This window comes from Veillonella parvula (assembly GCF_018378075.1).
Classification (GTDB): Bacteria; Bacillota; Negativicutes; order Veillonellales; family Veillonellaceae; genus Veillonella; species Veillonella parvula_K.
Genome location: NZ_JAGZYE010000005.1, coordinates 153,652 through 175,356, shown reverse-complemented (window position 1 = coordinate 175,356; position 21,705 = coordinate 153,652). Strand labels below are relative to the sequence as shown.

Sequence of the window (21,705 nt, the reverse complement as noted above, 5' to 3'; positions counted from 1 at the left end):
TTTTTACCTCCTATCGATTAAAGTACTACGTGAGCATGACGAGCAGCATGGCACATGATAGTAACTGCAACAGGAAGACCTGCGATGTGAGTTGCACCCCATTCGATGTTTACACCGATACAAGTTGTAGTGCCACCCAATTGTGGTCCAATACCAGTTTTGTTAACCATTTCCATGATTTCTTCTTCTAATTTTGCATAGTCTGCATCTTTATGAGGTACGCTAATGTCACGAAGCAACGCTTTTTTGGACATAACTGCTGCTTGGTCCATAGTACCGCCAATACCAATGCCGAGTACAATTGGAGGGCATGGGTTAGGACCTGCATGTTTTACGATTTCAAGAACTGCATTTTTAACGCCTTCCACACCATCAGCAGGTACGAGCATAGCTACATCGGATTTATTTTCAGAACCGAAACCTTTTAATTCTACTTGAATATCTACTTTATCGCCAGGAACGATTTCAGTATAGATGATTGCAGGTGTGTTATTTTGTGTATTTTTACGATTGAACAATGGTTCAGCTACAACGGATTTACGAAGATAACCTTCAACATAACCAGCTGCAACACCAGCATTGATAGCTTCTGTAAGATCACCACCAACGAAATGAACATCTTGACCAACTTTTAAGAATACCATAGTCATACCAGTATCTTGGCAGTATGGACGATCTTCAGCATCGGCAATTTCTGCATTTTTAATAATTTGATCAAGAACGATACGACCTACTGAAGACTCTTCTGTTTCACGTCCTTTTTTCAAACCTTCATAGATGTCTTTTGGCAAGTGGTAAGCTGCGTCCATACACATTTGACGGACTGTTTTTGTGATTTCAGATACTTGAATCTCGCGCAAGATAATCCCTCCTCAGGAAAATAGTTGAATATTAATTCTAATACCGATGAGATAAAATAAAATTCTCAAACATATGAAAGAATATCTATCTCAAACCGATGAGATTAACTCTATATATAAATCGTAGCACACAATATAAGGGGATTCAACGCCTTACCTATACAGTTTTCTCAATGCTTTTTCGGTTTTTGAGAATTGTTTTCATGAATATTTTTGTATATATTTCGGTTTTTCAATAGGCTATATAGACCTTATTCTCTAGTCACTAAAATAGCCCTGCATTGTGATAAAAGTCATAGTCTATCATATATCAATAAGATTTTTATATCTTATATTTTTACCTACTTTATTATATATAGATTTGGTTTAAAATGAACCACAAACATAGGCTATATCTAATAAGATAAATACGCTTCTTTCTTAACTGATACTACTTTTCAACTAAATCTTTTAAACTTTTCTATAATGCATATGTATACCGATTATCTTCAATATACTTATATTGCTAACTCCCATGCACTTGAAATCATGCAATCACCTTAGAACACAGTAAATATCTATAGTTATTAAGCTCTATAGATTTTATTAATTTTAATGACTCTCTCATCAAAATTATTGATAACCAATTTTATTTATAAAGTTATGTCTGATTCCCGGACGGGTCACCACATGGACGATTAGCTCAGCTGGGAGAGCGCCTGCCTTACAAGCAGGATGTCGGCAGTTCGATCCTGTCATCGTCCACCAGACTAAAGAAGCAAGCTGTTAAGCTTGCTTCTTTTTTTTATATATATGATATAATAATATAAATTGTATAATTTGTAATTTTAAAAGAGTTTTATTAAGAGGAGGAATTATGTTACATAACTTCGGACTCTATAAACGTCCACTACTTACAGTACTTGCTGTACTACTCACAACTGCATTTACAACAGCTAGTGCTGCTATGATCGATTTGAGTCAATTAACACCAAATACAACGCAACCTGTGGCTCTTAGCACTATACAAAGTAACACAAGCAATGAGGCTTCTACATTGCCCCCTAAAACAAATATGGAGCCTGTCATAAAAGTAGCTGCAACACCAACAACTACACCAATTTCTGGAGCTTCAGAAAAAGCAACTATTAATGCTACTAGTACAAGTCATGATGGTCACTTGGAAAACTTTCCAAGCCGCAAAGTAACTATTGTTGTACCAGCAAATTTGCGCAATGAAAACACAGCTCAATTTGGTCACTACATGACAGATCGCTTATCAAATACACTTAAATATCCTTACTATGATACAACCATTGTAAGTACTAACACACCAACTGCAGAAATTAAAGCCGCTGATCTTGCTCAAATTGCAGAGGCCCAAAATTCTGAAATTGTTATTATGCCTGTGCCATTACAAGATGTATATGTACAAGTTAATACTATTAACAGCCCAGATCCATACAATAAGGATAATCATGAAATTTATATCGCTGCAAAGGTTAATGCCCTTTTATACTATTATGATGTAAACGATAAGGTAATCCATACTGTTCGTACGGGCTTCAACCAAACTGATGACTCTTTAACTATGCCAACACATAAATCAGTTTGGAACAAAGTTATGACTATATTACTTGATAAATTACCATACAAACGAATTCCAACAGACCGTGACCGTTACCAAGCACCTGGTATTAATTCTGAGGCACCTGTTGTATTAGATTTTCAAGTAGAACAACCTAAGAATACTGCATACTCCTTAAAAGGTGTGAGCGTCTTGTAGATAAATTTATAAAAAAAAGGCTAGCCAGATGGCTAGCCTTTTTCTTATAACATTTTTGTAACATGCAAGCGCAGTAAAGCACGTTGCAATGCTGCTTCCGCTCTTTCTACATCAATATCAGGTGTAAGATTTGATAACCGGCCTTCTGCACGCTCTTTAGCTCGACGAGCACGTTCCACATCAATGGATGTTGGATCTTGACAGTCAGGGGTTACAATACTCACCTTATTATGTTCAATTTCACAGAAGCCACCAAATACAGCATATTCACGAGATGTTCCATCTGGTTGATCAATGCGTAAAGGTGCTAAGTCTAATGCAATAATCATAGGCGCATGATTTGGCAAAATACCAAAACCACCATCGATAGCTTTACCTACAAAGAATGTAGATTGGCCTTCGAATACAATCGCATCAGGTGTAATTATCTGTAGGGTCATAGGTTCCGCCATGGATTATTCCCCCTTCTCTTGCATTTCCTTTGCTTTTTGAACGGCTTCATCTATGGTACCAACCATGTAGAATGCACCTTCTGGCAATTCATCATGTTTACCATCCAAGATTTCTCTGAAGCCTCTCAATGTTTCGGACAATGGCACATATTTACCAGGAGAACCGGTAAATACTTCTGCTACGAAGAATGGTTGACTCAAGAAACGTTGAATCTTACGAGCGCGAGATACAGTGAGTTTATCTTCGTCAGACAATTCTTCCATACCGAGGATTGCGATAATATCTTGAAGATCGCGATATTTTTGCAATACTTCTTGTACGCCACGAGCCACTGCGTAGTGCTCTTCACCAAGTACATGTGGGTCCAAAATACGGCTTGTAGAATCCAGAGGATCCACCGCCGGATAGATACCAAGTTCCGCAATGGAACGAGACAATACTGTTGTCGCATCCAAGTGAGCGAATGTCGCTGCTGGAGCCGGGTCAGTCAAGTCATCGGCAGGTACATATACAGCTTGTACGGAGGTAATAGAACCTTCTTTTGTAGATGTAATACGTTCTTGCAATGCCCCTACGTCATTAGCCAATGTAGGTTGATAACCTACGGCAGATGGCATACGACCTAAGAGGGCGGATACTTCGGAACCCGCTTGGATAAAGCGGAATATGTTATCAATGAACAAGAGCACGTCTTGTTTTTTCACATCACGGAAATATTCAGCCATTGTAAGGCCTGTAAGACCTACGCGCATACGAGCCCCTGGTGGCTCATTCATTTGTCCATATACGAGAGCTGTTTTGTTGATAACGCCGGACTCTTTCATTTCGTTCCACAAGTCGTTACCTTCACGAGTACGTTCGCCTACGCCGGAGAATACGGAATAACCGCCGTGCTCTGTAGCAACATTGTGAATCAACTCCATGATCAATACGGTTTTACCTACACCAGCACCACCGAAGAGGCCAATCTTACCACCTTTTACATATGGAGCGATAAGGTCAACGACCTTAATACCTGTTTCCAAGATTTTTGTGTCTGGAGAAAGGTCATCAAATTTAGGTGCAGGACGGTGAATAGGCCATTTTTCATCAGCCACAACTGGTGCTGGATCATGGTCTACAGTTTCACCAAGTACGTTAAAGATACGACCCAATACACCTTCCCCTACAGGAACGGAAATTGGAGCACCAGTATCTTCTGCTTCCATATTACGTGTCATACCGTCAGTAGAACTCATGGCAACGCAACGAACTGTATCGTCGCCTAAGTGTTGCATAACCTCTACTACGATTTTTTGTCTATCGTGTGCCTTGTGGTCATGGTAGATGTGGATGGCGTTGTAGATAGCTGGTAAATGACCAGCATCAAAGCGCACGTCTACAACTGGGCCGATGACCTGCACAACTTTACCAATATTATTACTCATCGACAGATGTCTCCTTATCTATTGCAAGGCATTAGCGCCACCAACGATTTCAGAAATTTCGTTTGTAATGCTAGATTGACGCAACTTGTTGTATTCAAGGCCTAAGGACTCAATGAGTTCCCCTGCATTATCTGTAGCCGATGTCATGGCCGTCATACGAGCACCCAATTCACTAGCTGCAGATTGTAACAATCCATTATAAACTGTAATTTCTAAGTATTTTGGCAGCAACGCCTCCAAGACGGATACAGCGGACGGCATAAAATCATACTCTTCGCCTTTTACCTCATCTTGTGGTTGCTCTATTGGCAACAAGCGCTCAGCCTGTGCAATTTGCGTCATAGAATTTACAAAACGTGTATAGATCATGATGACTTCGTCTACTTCATGACGTTCATATAGTGAAAGTGCTTCATGCATGATGGCACGCGCATGTTCATAGGACGGTTTATCAGAAAAGCCCGCATAAGACTTATCGATGCGAATACCTCTAGATTTCATGCTATCTCTAGGCTTTCTGCCTGCCGTGATAACACGGTATGTATCAGGAGATTTACCATGTAATTGTTCCATAGCAAATTTCAACACATTAGACGAAAATGCCCCTGCAAGACCTTTATCTGCACCTACTACAATGTAGCAAGTGCGTTCTACAGGTCGCACATCTAAGAGAGGACTTTCAAAGCCTTCTAAATCACTATTAGACATATGACGCAAGATTTGCCCTATCTTTTCTGCGTAAGGACGAGTAGCTTCCGCTTTTGTTTGTGCCCTACGAAGACGAGCAGAAGCTACCATCTTCATCGCTTTTGTAATTTGCTGCGTATTGGTAACACTTTTTATGCGTTTTCGCAAATCTTGTGCACTAGCCATACATTACGCCTCCTTACGAGACACTAATGTATGTGTAGAGCCAAATGCTTCAACACATTCTGGGATTGCTTGCTTCAATAGATTTTCAGTTTCTTCGTCAATTTTCTTAGACGTTTCAATGTTAGTGATGATTTCAGGGTAATTTGCTTTTACATAGCGTAAAAGTTCAGCTTCAAAGGACAATACATCTGCCACTTGAATATCTGCTAAGTACCCTTTTGTACCAGCGTAAAGGTTAATAACCATTTCCGCTACGCTCATAGGCTCATATTGACCTTGTTTTAACATTTCAGTTAAGCGTTCACCACGATCAAGTTGAGCGCGTGTAGCCGCATCAAGGTCGGAACCAAACTGAGCGAAAGCAGCCAACTCACGATATTGAGCAAGGTCCAAACGTAATTGACCCGCTACTTGTTTCATCGCTTTAGTTTGAGCGCTACCACCTACACGAGATACAGATAAACCTACGTCAACAGCTGGACGAATACCAGAGTAGAACATATCTGTACCCAAGAAAATTTGACCATCGGTGATGGAAATTACGTTTGTTGGGATGTATGCAGATACGTCACCTGCTTGTGTTTCAATGATTGGCAACGCTGTAATAGAACCTCCACCAAGTTCAGGTGAAAGTTTCGCAGCCCGCTCTAATAGACGGCTGTGTAAGTAGAATACGTCACCTGGATATGCCTCACGTCCTGGTGGACGGCGCAATAATAGGGACATAGCACGGTATGCAGCCGCTTGTTTTGTTAAGTCATCATATACGCATAATACGTGTTTACCTTGGTACATAAAGTATTCACCCATGGCAACACCAGCGTATGGGGCAATGTATTGAAGAGGTGCACCAGTGGAAGCACTCGCAGAAACTACGATTGTATATTCCATAGCCCCTGCTTCTTCAAGTTTTTGTACTACACGAGCAACCGTAGATTCTTTTTGACCAATAGCTACATAAATACAAATAACATCTTTGCCTTTTTGGTTCAAAATAGTATCTAAGGCAATCGCAGTTTTACCTGTACCACGGTCACCGATGATAAGCTCACGTTGACCACGGCCGATTGGTACCATCGCATCAATCGCTTTAAGACCTGTTTGCAATGGTTCGTTTACGGATTGACGATCCGCAATACCAGGTGCTGGATGTTCGATAGGACGACGTTCTGTAGCTTGGATAGCACCCTTGCCATCAAGAGGTTGACCAAGAGGGTTTACTACGCGACCAATCAAGGCATCTCCAGCAGGAACGTCCATAATTTTGCCAGTACGGCGCACTTGGTCTCCTTCTTTAATCAAGAAGTCATCACCTAATAGTACGGCACCAACATTATCTAATTCTAAGTTCAAAACCAAGCCATATACGCCGTGTGGTAATTCTAGCAACTCACCGGCCATGGCTCTTTCAAGACCATAAATATGGGCGATGCCATCCCCTACGTCGAGAACAGTACCCACGTCATCGACATTGAGGTCAACATCATAGTCCTGAATCTGCTGTTTGATTATAGCAGTGATTTCTTCAGGCTTCATTTTCATATATACCCATTCACCCCTATCTAATAGAGTTCGTTCTTAATAAAGATTTTTCTAATTCCTCTAAACGACGAGATACAGAGCCATCAATGCGTTTATCCCCTACTTGGATAACGATACCACCCATAATAGATGAATCTTGACGCACAGATAAAATAACATCTTTCCCTGTTACTTCTCGTAATTTAGCTTGTACAGATGCTTCTACATCAGCTGTGATTGGTTCTGCTACAGTTACAGTAGCTTCCAAAATACCACGAGCCTCTCGTGATTTTTGAATAAACGCTGCAATGGCCTGCGCAATATAACGATGGCGACCGCGTTTAATCATCACATAGATAAAATGTAAAGCAACTTTGTCGATACTAGATTCAAAAATAGAACCAACTAACTTAATCTTTGCATCTTCTGTAACGATTGGATTTTCAAGGAATGAACGAAGTTCAGGCTGTTCCGCCATAACGGACACTACATAACCTAATTGCTCCTCCATGAGTTCCAAATTATTTTGTTCTTGAGCTAATTCAAACATAGCCGAACCGTATTTATCTGCTACAATTTCTATGCTCATCGTATCACAACCCTATCGTTTTACTATCAAGTTGACGAATAGCGTCTTCGATCAATTTTGTATTAGTTTCACTGTTCATATCTTTAGCAACAACTTTACCAGCCATAGCTACAGACAAAGAAACAACTTCATTGCGTAAACTATTCATAGCACGATCACGTTCGATTGCAATATCTTGGCGAGCACGATTTTTTTCTTGTTCAATTTGTTCGCGTGCTGTCACTAATTGTTCGCGTGTTGTATTTTCTGCTTCTTGAACTGCTTTTTCAACAATTTGTTGTGCTTCTTGACGTGCTTTAGCAATTTGAGCAGCATAATCAGCTTTAAAGCCCTCTGCCTCTACACGAGCTTTTTCTGCAGCTTCTAAGTCTTTAGCAATTCGTTCTTTACGTTCTGTCATTATAGCCAATAATGGTTTATATGCAAAACGAGCTAATAGCCAAACTAATATAAAAAAGTTCAACATTTGAGCAAGAATCGTTCCAAGGCTTAAGTCAACCAAGGTTATTCCTCCTCGTTATTATCTGAATAACAAAATAAATGCTACTACTACACCGATGATAGGCATCGCTTCGATTAAACCAATCGCAACGAACATAGTAGACATCAATTGACCACGCAATTCAGGTTGGCGTGTAATACCTTCGATTACTTTACTAGATACAAGACCGTCACCGATACCTGCACCAATGGCACCACAACCTACTGCGATTGCTGCTGCTAATGCGAATAAACCTTGAGCTTCCATAATACATCCTCCGTAAAAAATTAATGTTCCTCACTAAGAGCCATCCCCAAGTAGGAGGCAGTAAGAACGGTAAAAATAAAGGCTTGAATAATACCAATAAATAAACTAAAAGCAATCCATACCCATGGTGCCGGTACAAACCAAGGCAAATTGTACAATACTTCTAACAGAATTTCACCAGCTACGATATTACCAAATAGACGGAAGGCAAGTGTAACAGGTCTAGCAATCTCTTCAAAAATATTCAGTATTAGCAAAGCCTTATAAGGTCGTACGAAATGCTTGAAATAGGATAAGCCTTTAACTTTAATCCCCATAACCCATACTACTAATGTGCTACATAGAGCTAATGCAACAGTAGTATTAATATCGGATGTTGGTGATGTTAAAGCCTTAAACGTAGGCATTAAACCTAATTCGTTTCCTACAAAAATAAATAAGAAAAACGTAAATAACAAGGAACTCACCATCGGCCAATGACGACCTAAGTTCGGAGCTAATTGCCCCTCTAAGCCTTCCAATATAGATTCAACTATATTTTGCAAGCCTACAGGCACCAATTTTCGTCCCCGGGTGGCTAGTACTGTTATCAGTATTACAATAGCCATAGTGACCCATGTAGCAATTAGAGTATCCAAATTAAATGTCAACCCTAACCACTGCACGACTTCATGGTGTCCCGCATGTAATTCCACGTTCTCAACCCCTTCCATAGACATAATAAAAAACTAATATATTTACAATAAATATAAATATAATATATATGTATCATCATACATCGTTATAGATATATAATCAACACTTGAAAGGTAAACAATTCTAATTACTCATGAATGTATTGTGTATAATGCATTATTGGAATATATCTATAATTTAACACATCATAAGATTAGAAATGTCGACTAAGCCACCAGTAAACAACATATAATGCAGGCTGAATAAGTGCCACACCAACAAACACGCTAATAGCCTCTATGCCGGGAATCTTTAATCCTAAGACTACTAATGAACCTACTAACATAAGACGCCATATCATCTGTCTACGAGCTTTACGAACGGCTTTGTAAGGATCCCCTGATACAATGGATTGACCATGCAAAGCTAAACTTAACAAGTAGAGCACCATTATAAAAATGCCCCACAACCAGCCCCATACATAATGTTGTAATCCGCATGCAACTTGTACTATCACCCCTAAAAAGGCAATAAAAAAACAAGTCAGTAGCACGCGCACTATGAATTTTATATATTGATTCATACATACCTCACTACTTAACTTGTTTATATAACATATAAAACCCTGTTATAGCTCCTATTAGGCCAAATATGACCATGCAGAGTGGTTCCGTTTGAAGCCAAGTATCCAATTTATAACCTAGCCAAATAAAACCTCCTATACAGGAGACCAGTGTGACCCCCGCTGATGTTGCCATGGCGAGGGCTTTCACAAGATCCTTATCCATATTATTTACCAAAACGTTCAGGACGGTGCGCATCACCTAAGAATTCATGTCGCAATGCTTGAATGATACGTTCAGATGCTTTACCGTCACCATATGGGTTAACAGAATTAGACATTAACTTATACGCTTCAGCATTGCTCAATAATTCATAAGCGGCTTTATGCACCGCATCTTTATCAGTACCTACAAGGCGAACGGTACCTGCTGCTACCGCTTCAGGACGCTCTGTCGTATCACGCAATACGAGAACTGGTTTACCAAGAGCTGGGGCTTCCTCTTGAATCCCACCTGAATCAGTCAAAATCAAGTAAGATTTAGCCATCAAGTTCGCAAATGGTTCATAATCAAGAGGGTCAATTAATGTAACACGATCCACAGAACCAAGTTCCTCTTGTACAACTTGACGAACTTTAGGATTTTTATGTACAGGGAAAACAACTTGAATATCTTCAAATTCATTGATTAAATCGCGAATGGCTTGATACACATGGCGCATGGGCTCACCTAAATTTTCTCGGCGATGTGTGGTAACAAGAACCGTGCGTTTTTTAGGATCAAGAGCATTAATAGCCGCATCATCGAATACATAATTATCTTGTACCGTCGTATCAAGAGCATCGATAACAGTATTACCCGTTACATAAAGATGTTCTGTATTAATATTTTCTTTTTTTAAATTGCTTTCAGAACTAGAAGTAGGCGCAAAGTGATATGTCGCAATAGAACCTGTCAATTTGCGGTTCATCTCTTCAGGGAACGGAGAGTAAATATCACCTGTCCGTAATCCTGCTTCTACGTGACCTACAGGAATTTCTTGGTAGAAAGAAGCCAAAGCACCAGCAAAGGTAGTTGTAGTATCACCATGAACTAGTACCACATCAGGTTTTGCTTCTTCTAATACGTCTTTAAGGCCCATCAAAGCACGATTAGTTACATCATATAGTGTTTGACCTTGGCTCATAATATTTAAATCATAGTCTGGGGTAATATTAAACAAGTTTAGTACTTGATCGAGCATATCTCGATGCTGTGCCGTAACGGTTACGATAGGTTCCATATCTGGTGCTGCTTGTAATGCTTTTACAAGAGGAGCCATCTTGATAGCCTCAGGTCTTGTACCAAAGATTGTCATAACTTTTAACATAGTTGCCTCCAACGTAGTAGGATAGAAAAAATGGGGCGCCAAGCGCCCCACAGATGGTTATTCCTTATGAGAATCATCAGTATTCTCCAAGGCTTTAGCCAATTCATCGCGATCAAAGGATATGGTATCATCCGAGTCGCTGCGTTCAATTGTAGGACGTGGTAACGGATGCCCTGCCGCATCACTATGCATGATAACGCCAAGACGTCGTGCAATATAAATACTACACAAGAAAATTACTAATACCAAGGTCGCGCCGACCCAAGCATTAACCTCTGCAACGATAACAGATACACCGCCGAAAAGAGCTGTTACTGCATACATCAACAATACAGCTTGCTTTTGTGTTAATCCTTGTGCCAATAAACGATGGTGAACATGACCTTTATCGGGTTTAAAGATGGGACGTCCACTGATTTTACGGCGCACAATAGCAAATAAGGTGTCCAAAATAGGCAAGCCTAACACAATGGCAGGTACCACTAGAGCAATCATAGCCGCTGTCTTCACAGCCCCCATAACGGAAATAGCTGCTAATGTATAGCCTAATAACATGGATCCCGTATCACCCATGAATATTTTTGCAGGATTGAAATTATACCGCAAGAAACCTACAGTCGCACCTGCTAAGGCAAGAGAGATACAAGCAAGATCAGTTTGACCTAGTTGCAATGTCATTGCACAAACAGCGATACATGCGATAAAAGAAATACCTGCAGCCAAGCCATCAAGGCCATCGATAAGGTTTACAATATTTGTAAAACCAACTATCCAGAAAATAGTCAATGGGATAGCCCAATACTTGAGATATACTACACCACCCCAAGGAAGGTTGATGAAATCTACTCGAATATCATAAGCCACTAGGATAGCGGCGGCTATAATTTGGCCCATTAACTTAGTTTTTGGCTCAATTTGTTTAATGTCGTCCCAAATACCAACTAGCACCAAAATGACTGTACCAAGGACAAACCCAAACAATTTATGTTCATGCGGAATGGAATCGTTAAAAAGAACCGATCCCACATAACCGAGAAAGATTGCTAATCCACCAAGTCGTGGAATCGCACCATGATGCACCTTTCGAGCATCAGGCTTATCTATTGCCCCAACAGCAACGGCAAAGCGTTTTACCAATGGGGTAAGTGCAAAGGTTATGATGAGCGCTAGTGCAAAGGCCCACACATAATCGAGCACATATTCACTCATAAGACACCTCCAACAAGTAGGTTGTAAAAACGGATTAGTTCGTTAAGCTACGAATAGGAGCAGGAATTCTGCCACCACGGGCGATGAACTCGGCTGCACTATATGGACTCACTTCGATAATAGGAGCATAACCTAATAATCCACCAAATTCAACAACCTCTCCAACAGTCTTACCAGGTACAGGAATTACACGAACCGCAGTTGTCTTATTATTAATCATACCAATTGCTGATTCATCTGCAATGATAGCAGAAATGGTGTCAGCAGTAGTGTCTCCAGGAATAGCAATCATATCAAGCCCTACAGAACAAACACATGTCATGGCCTCTAATTTATCAAGCGTCAAACTGCCACAGGATACAGCATCAATCATGCCTGCATCTTCCGAGACAGGAATGAATGCACCACTAAGACCACCTACGTGAGAGGAAGCCATAAGACCACCTTTTTTCACCGCATCATTAAGTAATGCTAGTGCCGCTGTGGTACCATGACAACCACAAGAGGACAAGCCCATTTCTTCAAGAACATGAGCTACAGAGTCACCTACAGCTGGCGTTGGTGCCAAAGATAAATCAATAATACCAAATGGTTTACCGAGACGACGGGATGCCTCTTGGGCTACCAATTGACCTACGCGCGTGATTTTGAAAGCAGTACGTTTAATCGTTTCTGCTACAACGTCAAAGGATTGACCTCGAACGGATTCAAGCGCATGTTTTACAACGCCCGGGCCAGATACACCTACAGAAATAGCACTATCCCCTTCTGTTACCCCGAAGAAAGCACCCGCCATAAACGGGTTATCCTCTACAGGATTACAGAAAATTACGAGCTTAGCGCAGCCAAGAGCATCATTATCCTTTGTAAGCTCTGCAGTTTTCTTAACGATGATTCCCATGTCTCGCACTGCGTCCATGTTGATACCAGTTTTAGTAGAGCCCACAGCAACAGAGCTACAAACGATATCCGTAGTTGCCAGCGCTTCAGGAATAGAGTCAATCAAAATGCGGTCAGCTCGAGTGGCGCCCTTTGTTACAAGCGCAGAAAAGCCACCAATAAAATTAACACCTACAGTTTTTGCAGCACGATCCATAGCTTCCGCCACAGGAACATAAGCTGTTAAATCACTCCCCCCTGCAACTAGAGAAATGGGTGTTACAGAAATACGCTTATTGATAATAGGAATGCCGAATTCTCGCTCAATATCTTCCCCTGTAGATACAAGATGTTCTGCCTCTTTTGTAATACGGTCATAAATACGGTCACACAGCTCTTTACCAGAACTAGATGCACATTCTAGCAAGCTAATCCCCATCGTAATAGTGCGCACATCAAGCTTATTATCGTGAATCATCTGATTCGTTTCTAAAATATTGTCGATAGATAACATAGTGCCTCCTATCCTACACGGTGCATGCTCAAGAAAATATCAGCATGTTGTGCACGGATTTCAACACCTAGTTCTTTACCTTGAGTCGTCAAAGCCTCTTGGATAGCTGTAAGATTTTTCATATCTTCAGACTTGGTTTCACACATCATAATCATATTGAAAACACCATCAAGGATGGTCTGATTTATCGACATAATATTTACACCGTAGTTAGCGAGTACGGTACTAACCCCAGCAATGATACCAACGCGGTCTACGCCGACAACGGTAACAACTAATTTCATAACATCACCTTCTCTAAGCACTACAAACTATATAGCCAGTATAGGGCATTCAATAAACTATATTAATATATTATAACACATTTATTATTTTTCATGAGTGAAATCTTTATGAGTTTTCTAGTGAAAACAATATGTTATACTTCGTCAGACAAAGCACTTGTTACAATCTCTTCACCAGCAGTTAACAATGCAATAAGACCTTTGTCACCTTTATAGCTTTCACCATAAATTTTATATAAATCTTCAGTACCAGATGGACGTGCTACAAACCAGCCTGTTTCCGTTTCCACACGAACGCCATCAATAGGCATATCTTTATACAGAGAAGTAGTGCGAACATTAGTAATCGCATCACCATCTACTTCGGTAGCCGTAATGGAGCTTGCATTTAATTGTTTCAACTTAGCCTTGGCCACCTTTGTACAAGGCGCATCAATACGACCAAATCGTGGATCCCCACAGCCTTCCACAATATTGTTATATAGTCTCTCAACAGTTGCGCCCATTACAGCATACATCTCCATTGCTAAGAGAGCCATAATCATACCATCTTTATCTGTGGTCCATACGGTACCATCTTTTTTAAGGAACGATGCACCAGCAGATTCTTCACCGCCAATACCAATCTCACCATCGAATAATAGGGAACTAAAATATTTAAAACCTACTGGAACCTCATAAACAGGAACCTCTTTACTAGCAGCCCATTTATCAATCATAGTGGTACAAACAACGGTTTTACCGACCCCTTTATTTGTCCAACCACGAGTCGTAAACAAATAATCCGCCGCAGTCACAAGAAATGCGTTTGGAGAAGCTAGCCCATGCGGACTAACGATACCATAGCGATCATAATCAGGGTCATTCCCAACAGCGAGATCATAATTACCAATTTGTTTAATTACGTCAGCCATGGCATATTCAGATGAGCAATCCATACGTACCTTACCATCATGGTCATAGGTCATAAAGCTAAAGGTTGGATCATACTCATCATTAATAATATCTAGGTTTAGATTATACCGCTCTTTAATAGCACGCCAATAACCTAGTCCACTACCGCCGAGGGCATTAACGAGGACCTTAGGTTTTGCACTTTGGATTGCCTCCATATTAATGATAGAAGATAGTTCTTCTACATATAGACCTTTATAGTCATATGGAACTTGTTGGTCAGGTTCAATATTGTCGATGCTAATACGTTTGAACCCTTCTAGTTCACAATATGCACGAACATACTCATTAGCTCGAGTTTCAATCCATTTTGTAACGAGAGTATCCGCCGGACCGCCATTAGTAGCGTTATACTTGATGCCACCGTTATCTGGAGGATTATGAGATGGCGTAATCACGATACCATCTGCCTTATCATCGTGGCTTTCATTATAACGAATAATAGCACGAGATATAGATGGTGTTGGCACGAAATCCATATCGGAATCAACCATTGCCGTTACACCATTGCCAGCAAGGACCTCTAGAACCGTCACAAGGGCTGGCTGAGATAAAGCATGTGTATCTTGACCGACAAAAATCGGACCTGTAGCGCCGAATTGACCACGGCCATCACAAATAGCCTGTGTAATAGCGGCCACATGTAAATCTGTAAACGTACTATTTAAAGATGTACCGCGATGGCCAGATGTGCCAAAGGATACGAGTTGTGTCGGATCTGTAATATCCGGAGTATTATCAAAATATGCATCCACAAGGGTTTGCACATCGATAATATCTTGTTCTTGTACAGGCGTACCTGCTAATTTGTGAGTCATAGAAACCTCTAATCTTATCTTGAGGGCAAGCCCTCTCATTTTACAACCTTGATATTCAATCAATCACATTAAATTATTTTCAAAATGTATGTATCATTCATAAAATATTATATTTACGCATAATTAATATAAGATGACAACAGCCAGAGATTTATCATAATTCTTTATTTTAATTTGTTACAACTATTTTCATCTATTACAACATTATTGTTCGCTTCGGTAGTTATATCTTGTGATTTTAGCTGTTTAGATATTTCCGCAGGAACAATAGGTTGAGTAAAACCTTGACCGATAACCTCTTGGGCATCAGTAATCAAGATAAACACATTTGGGTCCGCTTCTTGAATAACCTCTTTCAATTTATTTACCTGCAGCAAGTTGACTGCAACCATCACAATTTGCTTAGGTGTCCGTGTATAGGCACCAATACCATTAATAATAGTGGCACCACGACCAACCTTATTGATAATACACTCACATACTTCATCGGTGCGATAGGTAATGATAAAAGCAACTTTACGTTGATTAAACCCGATTACCACCTTATTTGTAATAATAGTATACACATACACACTGATAAGAGTTACAGCTACCGCTTCAAGTCCAACAACGCCGACAGCAACTAAGAGGATGGCACAGTTGATAGCGCTATTAATGGACCCCATTTGAAGGCCATAATATTTGCGAACGATAAGTGCAATTGGATCAAGTCCCCCTGTATTACCACCTACACGGTAGACGATACCAAGCCCTAGTCCAGTTGTGATACCTGCCATCATAGAACTGAGTAGTGGATCCTTAATGATCATGTCATATTGCAAGAAACTAAACAGATCAATCATCCACGATAACATGAGCGTACCATACAAGGTATTAAGCACTACGCGTTTACCAAGCCACTTCCAAGCAGCCCAAAATATAGGGACGTTCAAAATAACGTTCCAAGAACCAACGGATAATCCCGTTAGATAATACAAAATCAACCCTACCCCACTAATACCAGTACTAACCAGTTTGTGAGGTAGTACAAAGGCATCTAAACCAGCACCAAAAATTGCACAACCAATAGCAACTATGACACATTGATAGACAACATCTTTATACTTGGCGAACATAGCTCCCTCCAAATTGCCATTTCACTATAAATATTCTATAATGAACTAATTAAAACATACGCTGTTTACAATGCTTTTAATAATCAAACAACAGGTATATACAAAATCATCATAAACCACTTAATGGTTATTTTCAATCACTTTATAACAGTATAAAATAAACATATAAACTGCATATATTTTGTACATTACAAACGAGGCTATTATGAGTAAAAGTTTTGAGCAACTCGGTTGCAGCAAAATTAATATTGGGCTTGCTATTACAGGCAAGCGTGACGATGGATACCACGACATCGATTCTATATTTCAATCGATTCGCCTTAGTGATTCTATTTATTTCGCTAAGCATCATTCCGTAGTATTTTCTGGTGGCGCTCCCGAATTGCCTGACTACATGCAAAAACTCGTAAGCTATGGAGAAGATAATCTCGCGCTCAAAGCGTTACGCGCCATACAGGCCTATACGGGTTGTAAAGCCGGTGCCGCCATCCACCTATTAAAACGCGTTCCTATTCAAGCGGGTCTTGGTGGCGGTAGTGCAGACGCAGCAGCCATGTTATTAGGTCTCAACCGCTTTTGGGACTTACGGCTCACACAAGAGGAACTTTTAAATATTGGTGCCTCACTAGGATCTGATGTGCCGTTCCTACTACAAGGTGGTACAGCTCGCGGAACTGGTCGTGGCGAAGTGTTAACCTATAGCCAATCGCCAGAAGCACATTGGCTATTACTAGTAAAGCCAAAGGTATCTATTTCTACAGCGGTTGCTTATGGTCGCTTCAACGGTAAATCTAATGCCACCGCAAAAACAATCGATACCGTTCTGAATCATCTTCAGAATAATGATTTACAATCTGCTTTCACTAGTAGCGCTAATACTTTCGAAGAATTATTATTCCCAGATCACGAAGAACTAGGAATATGTAAGGAGTTTTTCACCAACCGTGGTTACCCAACCATCATGACAGGAAGCGGTCCTACGATGGTAGTATTACTTAACAAACCTATGGAAGCCTTACAATTACAAGAAGAGATTAAAGCAGCTGGTCATGATTGGCTGTCACTCATTACTAAAACATGTACACAGGAGGACTTAGTATGACAAAACGGTTACAACCTATACGACTCGATGCGTATAAACCACTAAGAGAAGTGGTAAGTGAAACATTGCGTCAAGCCATCCAAGATGGGGTGTTAAAACCTGGGGAGCGCCTCATGGAAATTCCCCTTGCCGAAGAGTTAGGTGTAAGTCGTACCCCCATTCGTGAAGCCATACGTAAACTAGAACTAGAAGGCTTTGTCGTTATGGTTCCTCGTCGCGGTACCTACGTTGCCAACATATCTTTAAAGGATATCACTCAAGTATTTGAAATTCGCTCTGCCCTTGAAGAACTTGCAGCAGGCCTTGCAGCAGAACGCATTACAGAAGAGGAAATCGAAACGCTGGAAAGAATGCTCGTAGAAATTGGCGATCATATGGAAAACAAAAATATGGAATCCGTCGTCGCTGCGGATGTAGAGTTCCACGAAGTCCTCTACCGCGCTTCTCGTAACGAAAGATTGGCTGATATTGTTCACAATTTACGAGAACAAACCTACCGTTTCCGCAGTTTCTCCATGAACCAACCAGGTCGTCTTAGAAAAACTTGGGAGGAGCATCGTCAATTAGTGGAAGCCATTGCCTCTCACAATGCTGCGCAAGCTCGCAAACTAGCTCGAATTCACATGGAACATTCTGAACAAACCTTGTTGCAAGGAATGGAAGAGTCACAAGAATTTACTAAGGCATAAACAACATCCTACAAAAATACTATATAAAGCAAAAATCCTTCCTATTTGTGAAGGATTTTTGTTTTACATAGTCTATAGAAATTGATACAATATCATTGATTATTATGAAATATGGATTTTTTATAAGAAAGGGAGTTTTTATGGAAGCAATGCTCAATGATGCTATATCCACCATAAACGGTTATTTATGGAGTTATTTCATCATTTTTATTCTCATCGGCGCAGGTCTCTTCTTTACGATGACAACGAATTTTGTACAAATTCGCATGATTAAAGAAATGATTCGCCTCGTAATTAACGGCGCAGGTAGCTCTACAGAAAAGAACCATGTATCCTCATTCCAAGCATTCTGTGTTAGTACCGCATCTCGTGTAGGTGTTGGTAACATCGCAGGTATAGCTATTGCCGTTGTACTTGGTGGCCCTGGTGCTATTTTTTGGATGTGGGTTATCGCTCTCATCGGTGCTGCCACTGGCTTCATCGAATCCACATTAGCACAAATCTACAAAGAACCTGTTGCTAAGGGCGGTTTCTATGGTGGACCAGCTTACTATATTCGCTATGGTCTAAACAACAAAGCGTTATCTGTTCTATTCGCTATTTTAATCAGTATTACCTATGGTTGGATTTACAATTCTGTACAAGCCAATACCTTGGCTGCATCTCTCCAGGTTTTCAACCTTGATGTATCCTATACGGGCGCTGTAGTGGCGATCCTTCTTGGTATTATCATATTCGGTGGTATCAACCGCGTTGCAAAAGCATCTGAAATCATCGTTCCTATCATGGCGATTCTATACATTGCTACTGCATTATTTGTGGTAATTATGAATATCACCCAATTCCCACATGTAATCTATACTATTTTCGCCTCCGCATTTGAGCCTGTTGCAGCAGGTGGTGGCTTATTAGGTGCTACTGTTATGAATGGTATCAAACGGGGGCTCTTCTCTAACGAAGCCGGGGAAGGTTCTGTTCCAAACGCAGCCGCTACGGCAGCTGTTAACCACCCTGTAGAACAAGGTCTTGTACAAGCATTCGGCGTATTCCTTGATACATTCATCATTTGTACAGCTTCTGCTTTCATCGTACTCATCGTGGGTGATTACAGCACTACAGGTCTAACAGGCATTGCTCTTGTACAACATAATCTAGCTCAACAACTTGGTTCTTGGGCGCCTACAGCCGTAGCCATTTTCATCGTTATGTTCTCCTTTAGTTCCTTAATTGGTAACTATTACTACGGTGAAATCAATATCAGCCACTTAACAAATAAACGATTCTACCTACATTTGTTCCGTATTGGCGTAATTCTTATGACATTTGTTGGCTCTATTGCTTCTCTAGATCTCGTATGGAATCTAGCCGATTTATTCATGGCTTTCTTAGTATTAACTAACGTAAGTTCCATCGTACGCATGGGGCGCACAGCAGGTCTTGCCCTTGACGACTATATCAAACAACGCAAAGCAGGTATTGAAACGCCTGTATTTAACCGTTCCATCCTAAATCACACATATGGCATCGTATGGTGGGGCGATGGTCAAACTACAGACTCCTCCGTACCTCCTACTCCGATTGAAGATACAGTGGAAAAATAAAATATATTGACCTATGAGGCTGGTGAAAGTATCTTTCACCAGTCTTTTTCGTATAATCTTTAAAATACTTTATTAATACATACAGATGGGTCTATATTCTTCGGAATATAGATTTTTATTTTTTGTAAAAGTATCCATTTTCATAGATAAGACTATCCTCCACCAAGAGATTTTAAAGTGACAGATATCACAGTAACCATCTATATTTTTCCTACTTTTAAAGGTTAAAAACTATAGAATATATTTATAAAAATATAAAGGGTATTCTATTTATAATGTCGAATACTTAAGTATGTGAAAAATTAGCACTAATTAATTTACTCTGTTATCCGGGAGGTAATTATGAGCGGTTATAACCCATATGAAAACATGTTAAACACATTAGACGTAGCAGCTGAAAAGCTCGGCTATACTCGTAGTGAATACGAAGTATTGCGTCACCCAGAACGGGAACTAAAAGTAGCAGTTCCTCTTCAACTAGACAATGGCGAAGTTCGCGTATACGAAGGCTATCGATGCCAACATTCCACATTGCGTGGTAGTGCTAAGGGCGGTCTTCGCTTCCATCCAGATTCCGACGAAAATGAAGTGCGTGCACTTGCGGCATGGATGACTATTAAAAACGCTATCGCTAACATTCCTTATGGCGGTGGTAAAGGGGGCATTAAAGTCGATCCAAAAACTTTAAACCCTCGTGAGTTAGAACGCTTAACTCGTAACTTCGTACGCCGTATTGCACCTATCATTGGTGTTAATACTGACGTTCCTGCACCAGACGTAAATACGAATGCCCAAATCATGAGCTGGATTGCTGACGAATACAGCACATTAAAAGGCGAATGGAGCCCAGGTATCGTTACAGGTAAACCAATCGAAGTAGGCGGTTCCTTAGGCCGTAATGAAGCGACTGGTCGCGGTTGTCTCATCGCATTGCAAAGCTATCTTGCTAAGAAAAACTTAGATATTAAAAACCTTACAGTTGCAGTTCAAGGCTTTGGTAACGTAGGTTCCGTAGGTGCTCGTCTCATTGCACAAGCAGGTGCAAAAGTTGTGGCTATCGGCGACGTAAGTGTTAACATCTACAATCCTAACGGTCTCGATGTTGAAAAAGCATACGAATATGCTAACTCCCACGGTCGTTCCCTAGAAGGTTACAGCGAACCAGGCATGACTACAATTGGGCCTCAAGAGTTATTGGCTCAACCAGTGGATGTATTGTACATGGCAGCCCTTGAGAACCAATTAAATAAAGACAACATGGAAAATATCCAAGCTAAGATCATCTTGGAAGGAGCTAATGGTCCTACTACTAATGATGCGGATAAATACTTCTATGAAAAGGGCATTGATATCATTCCTGACGTGCTTGCCAACGGTGGTGGCGTAGTTGTATCCTACTACGAATGGGTACAAAACAAAGCAAGCTTCTACTGGACTGAAGAAGAGGTTAATGAAAGATTAACTAAAAATATGCAAAATAGCTTCGAAGCTGTTTGGGAAATGCAACATAAATACAATGTACCACCTCGTCAAGCAGCGTACATGGTTGCTCTTGAACGACTCGTAGTTGAAACTAAATGGCGTGGCTACAACTGTTAAACTCCTATACCTCCATACATATTAGCCATGAAAAAGGCGTAAGCTCACATTGAGCTTACGCCTTTTTATTTGTATTCGTTAATGCTCCATATGAATGG

Annotated in this window: 22 protein-coding genes and 1 tRNA gene; 6 read left to right on the top strand and 17 right to left on the bottom strand. The window is 40.5% G+C overall.

Features of this window, described 5'->3' with window-relative positions; genetic code table 11:
* Nucleotides 1-17: 17 nt before the first annotated feature.
* Nucleotides 18-860: a fumarate hydratase gene (locus KH286_RS06310; protein ID WP_004695072.1), complete on the bottom strand. Its 843-nt coding sequence runs from the start codon at nt 858-860 to the stop codon at nt 18-20.
* 671 nt (nt 861-1,531) lie between these two features.
* Here KH286_RS06310 and KH286_RS06305 point away from each other — a divergent pair.
* Together KH286_RS06305 and KH286_RS06300 are read left to right on the top strand one after the other, a co-directional pair.
* A tRNA-Val gene (locus KH286_RS06305) sits at nt 1,532-1,607 on the top strand.
* Between the two features lie 109 nt (nt 1,608-1,716).
* The gene (locus tag KH286_RS06300; protein ID WP_187002369.1) at nt 1,717-2,625 is read left to right on the top strand and encodes a hypothetical protein; all 909 of its coding nucleotides are present in this window, start codon (nt 1,717-1,719) and stop codon (nt 2,623-2,625) included.
* A 44-nt stretch (nt 2,626-2,669) separates the two neighbouring features.
* Here the strand turns inward: KH286_RS06300 and atpC are convergent, their stop codons facing one another.
* From atpC to KH286_RS06220, 16 genes are all read right to left on the bottom strand, one after another.
* Nucleotides 2,670-3,077, bottom strand: a complete 408-nt coding sequence (atpC, locus tag KH286_RS06295; protein WP_187002371.1) for an ATP synthase F1 subunit epsilon — start codon at nt 3,075-3,077, stop codon at nt 2,670-2,672.
* A 3-nt stretch (nt 3,078-3,080) separates the two neighbouring features.
* Nucleotides 3,081-4,505 carry a F0F1 ATP synthase subunit beta gene (atpD, locus tag KH286_RS06290; protein ID WP_105087018.1) on the bottom strand — a complete coding sequence of 475 codons (1,425 nt, stop codon included), beginning with the start codon at nt 4,503-4,505 and terminating at the stop codon, nt 3,081-3,083.
* Nucleotides 4,506-4,523: 18 nt separating this feature from the next.
* Entirely contained in the window at nt 4,524-5,378 is an 855-nt protein-coding gene (gene atpG / locus KH286_RS06285; RefSeq protein ID WP_004697537.1) for an ATP synthase F1 subunit gamma, read from the bottom strand.
* 3 nt (nt 5,379-5,381) lie between these two features.
* Nucleotides 5,382-6,920, bottom strand: coding sequence for a F0F1 ATP synthase subunit alpha (gene atpA, locus KH286_RS06280; RefSeq protein ID WP_012864785.1), 1,539 nt, complete (start codon nt 6,918-6,920; stop codon nt 5,382-5,384).
* A 16-nt stretch (nt 6,921-6,936) separates the two neighbouring features.
* On the bottom strand, nt 6,937-7,488 hold the full coding sequence (atpH, locus tag KH286_RS06275) for an ATP synthase F1 subunit delta (RefSeq protein WP_278617766.1): 552 nt from the start codon (nt 7,486-7,488) through the stop codon (nt 6,937-6,939).
* Between the two features lie 4 nt (nt 7,489-7,492).
* Nucleotides 7,493-7,990 (bottom strand): F0F1 ATP synthase subunit B, encoded by a 498-nt coding sequence (gene atpF / locus KH286_RS06270; protein ID WP_278617765.1) that lies wholly within the window; start codon nt 7,988-7,990, stop codon nt 7,493-7,495.
* A gap of 18 nt (nt 7,991-8,008) precedes the next feature.
* Nucleotides 8,009-8,236, bottom strand: coding sequence for a F0F1 ATP synthase subunit C (gene atpE / locus KH286_RS06265; RefSeq protein ID WP_004695064.1), 228 nt, complete (start codon nt 8,234-8,236; stop codon nt 8,009-8,011).
* 20 nt (nt 8,237-8,256) lie between these two features.
* A complete protein-coding gene (gene atpB / locus KH286_RS06260) occupies nt 8,257-8,955 on the bottom strand; it encodes a F0F1 ATP synthase subunit A (RefSeq protein ID WP_120056073.1) in 699 nt (232 codons plus the stop codon).
* A 170-nt stretch (nt 8,956-9,125) separates the two neighbouring features.
* Nucleotides 9,126-9,428, bottom strand: a complete 303-nt coding sequence (locus tag KH286_RS06255) for an ATP synthase subunit I (protein ID WP_278617764.1) — start codon at nt 9,426-9,428, stop codon at nt 9,126-9,128.
* 76 nt (nt 9,429-9,504) lie between these two features.
* Entirely contained in the window at nt 9,505-9,699 is a 195-nt protein-coding gene (locus KH286_RS06250; protein WP_012864790.1) for an AtpZ/AtpI family protein, read from the bottom strand.
* Nucleotide 9,700: 1 nt separating this feature from the next.
* Nucleotides 9,701-10,843: a non-hydrolyzing UDP-N-acetylglucosamine 2-epimerase gene (gene wecB / locus KH286_RS06245; RefSeq protein WP_278617763.1), complete on the bottom strand. Its 1,143-nt coding sequence runs from the start codon at nt 10,841-10,843 to the stop codon at nt 9,701-9,703.
* Between the two features lie 57 nt (nt 10,844-10,900).
* Nucleotides 10,901-12,052, bottom strand: a complete 1,152-nt coding sequence (locus tag KH286_RS06240) for a glycosyltransferase family 4 protein (RefSeq protein ID WP_278617762.1) — start codon at nt 12,050-12,052, stop codon at nt 10,901-10,903.
* Between the two features lie 34 nt (nt 12,053-12,086).
* On the bottom strand, nt 12,087-13,445 hold the full coding sequence (locus tag KH286_RS06235; protein ID WP_101928468.1) for a PFL family protein: 1,359 nt from the start codon (nt 13,443-13,445) through the stop codon (nt 12,087-12,089).
* Between the two features lie 8 nt (nt 13,446-13,453).
* A complete protein-coding gene (locus KH286_RS06230) occupies nt 13,454-13,729 on the bottom strand; it encodes an ACT domain-containing protein (RefSeq protein WP_004695058.1) in 276 nt (91 codons plus the stop codon).
* Between the two features lie 134 nt (nt 13,730-13,863).
* A complete protein-coding gene (locus KH286_RS06225) occupies nt 13,864-15,501 on the bottom strand; it encodes a phosphoglucomutase (RefSeq protein WP_278617761.1) in 1,638 nt (545 codons plus the stop codon).
* Nucleotides 15,502-15,665: 164 nt separating this feature from the next.
* A complete protein-coding gene (locus KH286_RS06220) occupies nt 15,666-16,616 on the bottom strand; it encodes a YitT family protein (protein ID WP_156697263.1) in 951 nt (316 codons plus the stop codon).
* Between the two features lie 205 nt (nt 16,617-16,821).
* Between KH286_RS06220 and ispE the strand changes: the two genes are divergently transcribed.
* The 4 genes from ispE to KH286_RS06200 all read left to right on the top strand — a co-directional run bounded on the left by ispE (nt 16,822) and on the right by KH286_RS06200 (nt 21,607).
* Nucleotides 16,822-17,718: a 4-(cytidine 5'-diphospho)-2-C-methyl-D-erythritol kinase gene (ispE, locus tag KH286_RS06215; RefSeq protein ID WP_004697538.1), complete on the top strand. Its 897-nt coding sequence runs from the start codon at nt 16,822-16,824 to the stop codon at nt 17,716-17,718.
* Nucleotides 17,715-18,407: a GntR family transcriptional regulator gene (locus tag KH286_RS06210; protein WP_004697535.1), complete on the top strand. Its 693-nt coding sequence runs from the start codon at nt 17,715-17,717 to the stop codon at nt 18,405-18,407. Before ispE ends, KH286_RS06210 begins: the two co-directional genes overlap by 4 nt.
* A gap of 140 nt (nt 18,408-18,547) precedes the next feature.
* Nucleotides 18,548-20,008: an alanine/glycine:cation symporter family protein gene (locus KH286_RS06205; RefSeq protein WP_278617760.1), complete on the top strand. Its 1,461-nt coding sequence runs from the start codon at nt 18,548-18,550 to the stop codon at nt 20,006-20,008.
* Nucleotides 20,009-20,350: 342 nt separating this feature from the next.
* Nucleotides 20,351-21,607, top strand: a complete 1,257-nt coding sequence (locus KH286_RS06200) for a Glu/Leu/Phe/Val family dehydrogenase (RefSeq protein ID WP_008602423.1) — start codon at nt 20,351-20,353, stop codon at nt 21,605-21,607.
* The last annotated feature ends 98 nt before the right edge of the window (nt 21,608-21,705 follow it).

Coding starts and splice junctions, on each gene's coding strand:
- KH286_RS06300 (WP_187002369.1), top strand. CDS start 1,717: ATGTTACATAACTTCGGACTCTATAAACGTCCACTACTTACAGTACTT.
- atpC (WP_187002371.1), bottom strand. CDS start 3,077: ATGGCGGAACCTATGACCCTACAGATAATTACACCTGATGCGATTGTA.
- atpD (WP_105087018.1), bottom strand. CDS start 4,505: ATGAGTAATAATATTGGTAAAGTTGTGCAGGTCATCGGCCCAGTTGTA.
- atpG (WP_004697537.1), bottom strand. CDS start 5,378: ATGGCTAGTGCACAAGATTTGCGAAAACGCATAAAAAGTGTTACCAAT.
- atpA (WP_012864785.1), bottom strand. CDS start 6,920: ATGAAAATGAAGCCTGAAGAAATCACTGCTATAATCAAACAGCAGATT.
- atpH (WP_278617766.1), bottom strand. CDS start 7,488: ATGAGCATAGAAATTGTAGCAGATAAATACGGTTCGGCTATGTTTGAA.
- atpE (WP_004695064.1), bottom strand. CDS start 8,236: ATGGAAGCTCAAGGTTTATTCGCATTAGCAGCAGCAATCGCAGTAGGT.
- atpB (WP_120056073.1), bottom strand. CDS start 8,955: ATGTCTATGGAAGGGGTTGAGAACGTGGAATTACATGCGGGACACCAT.
- KH286_RS06250 (WP_012864790.1), bottom strand. CDS start 9,699: ATGGATAAGGATCTTGTGAAAGCCCTCGCCATGGCAACATCAGCGGGG.
- wecB (WP_278617763.1), bottom strand. CDS start 10,843: ATGTTAAAAGTTATGACAATCTTTGGTACAAGACCTGAGGCTATCAAG.
- KH286_RS06240 (WP_278617762.1), bottom strand. CDS start 12,052: ATGAGTGAATATGTGCTCGATTATGTGTGGGCCTTTGCACTAGCGCTC.
- KH286_RS06235 (WP_101928468.1), bottom strand. CDS start 13,445: ATGTTATCTATCGACAATATTTTAGAAACGAATCAGATGATTCACGAT.
- KH286_RS06230 (WP_004695058.1), bottom strand. CDS start 13,729: ATGAAATTAGTTGTTACCGTTGTCGGCGTAGACCGCGTTGGTATCATT.
- KH286_RS06225 (WP_278617761.1), bottom strand. CDS start 15,501: ATGACTCACAAATTAGCAGGTACGCCTGTACAAGAACAAGATATTATC.
- KH286_RS06220 (WP_156697263.1), bottom strand. CDS start 16,616: ATGTTCGCCAAGTATAAAGATGTTGTCTATCAATGTGTCATAGTTGCT.
- ispE (WP_004697538.1), top strand. CDS start 16,822: ATGAGTAAAAGTTTTGAGCAACTCGGTTGCAGCAAAATTAATATTGGG.
- KH286_RS06210 (WP_004697535.1), top strand. CDS start 17,715: ATGACAAAACGGTTACAACCTATACGACTCGATGCGTATAAACCACTA.
- KH286_RS06205 (WP_278617760.1), top strand. CDS start 18,548: ATGGAAGCAATGCTCAATGATGCTATATCCACCATAAACGGTTATTTA.
- KH286_RS06200 (WP_008602423.1), top strand. CDS start 20,351: ATGAGCGGTTATAACCCATATGAAAACATGTTAAACACATTAGACGTA.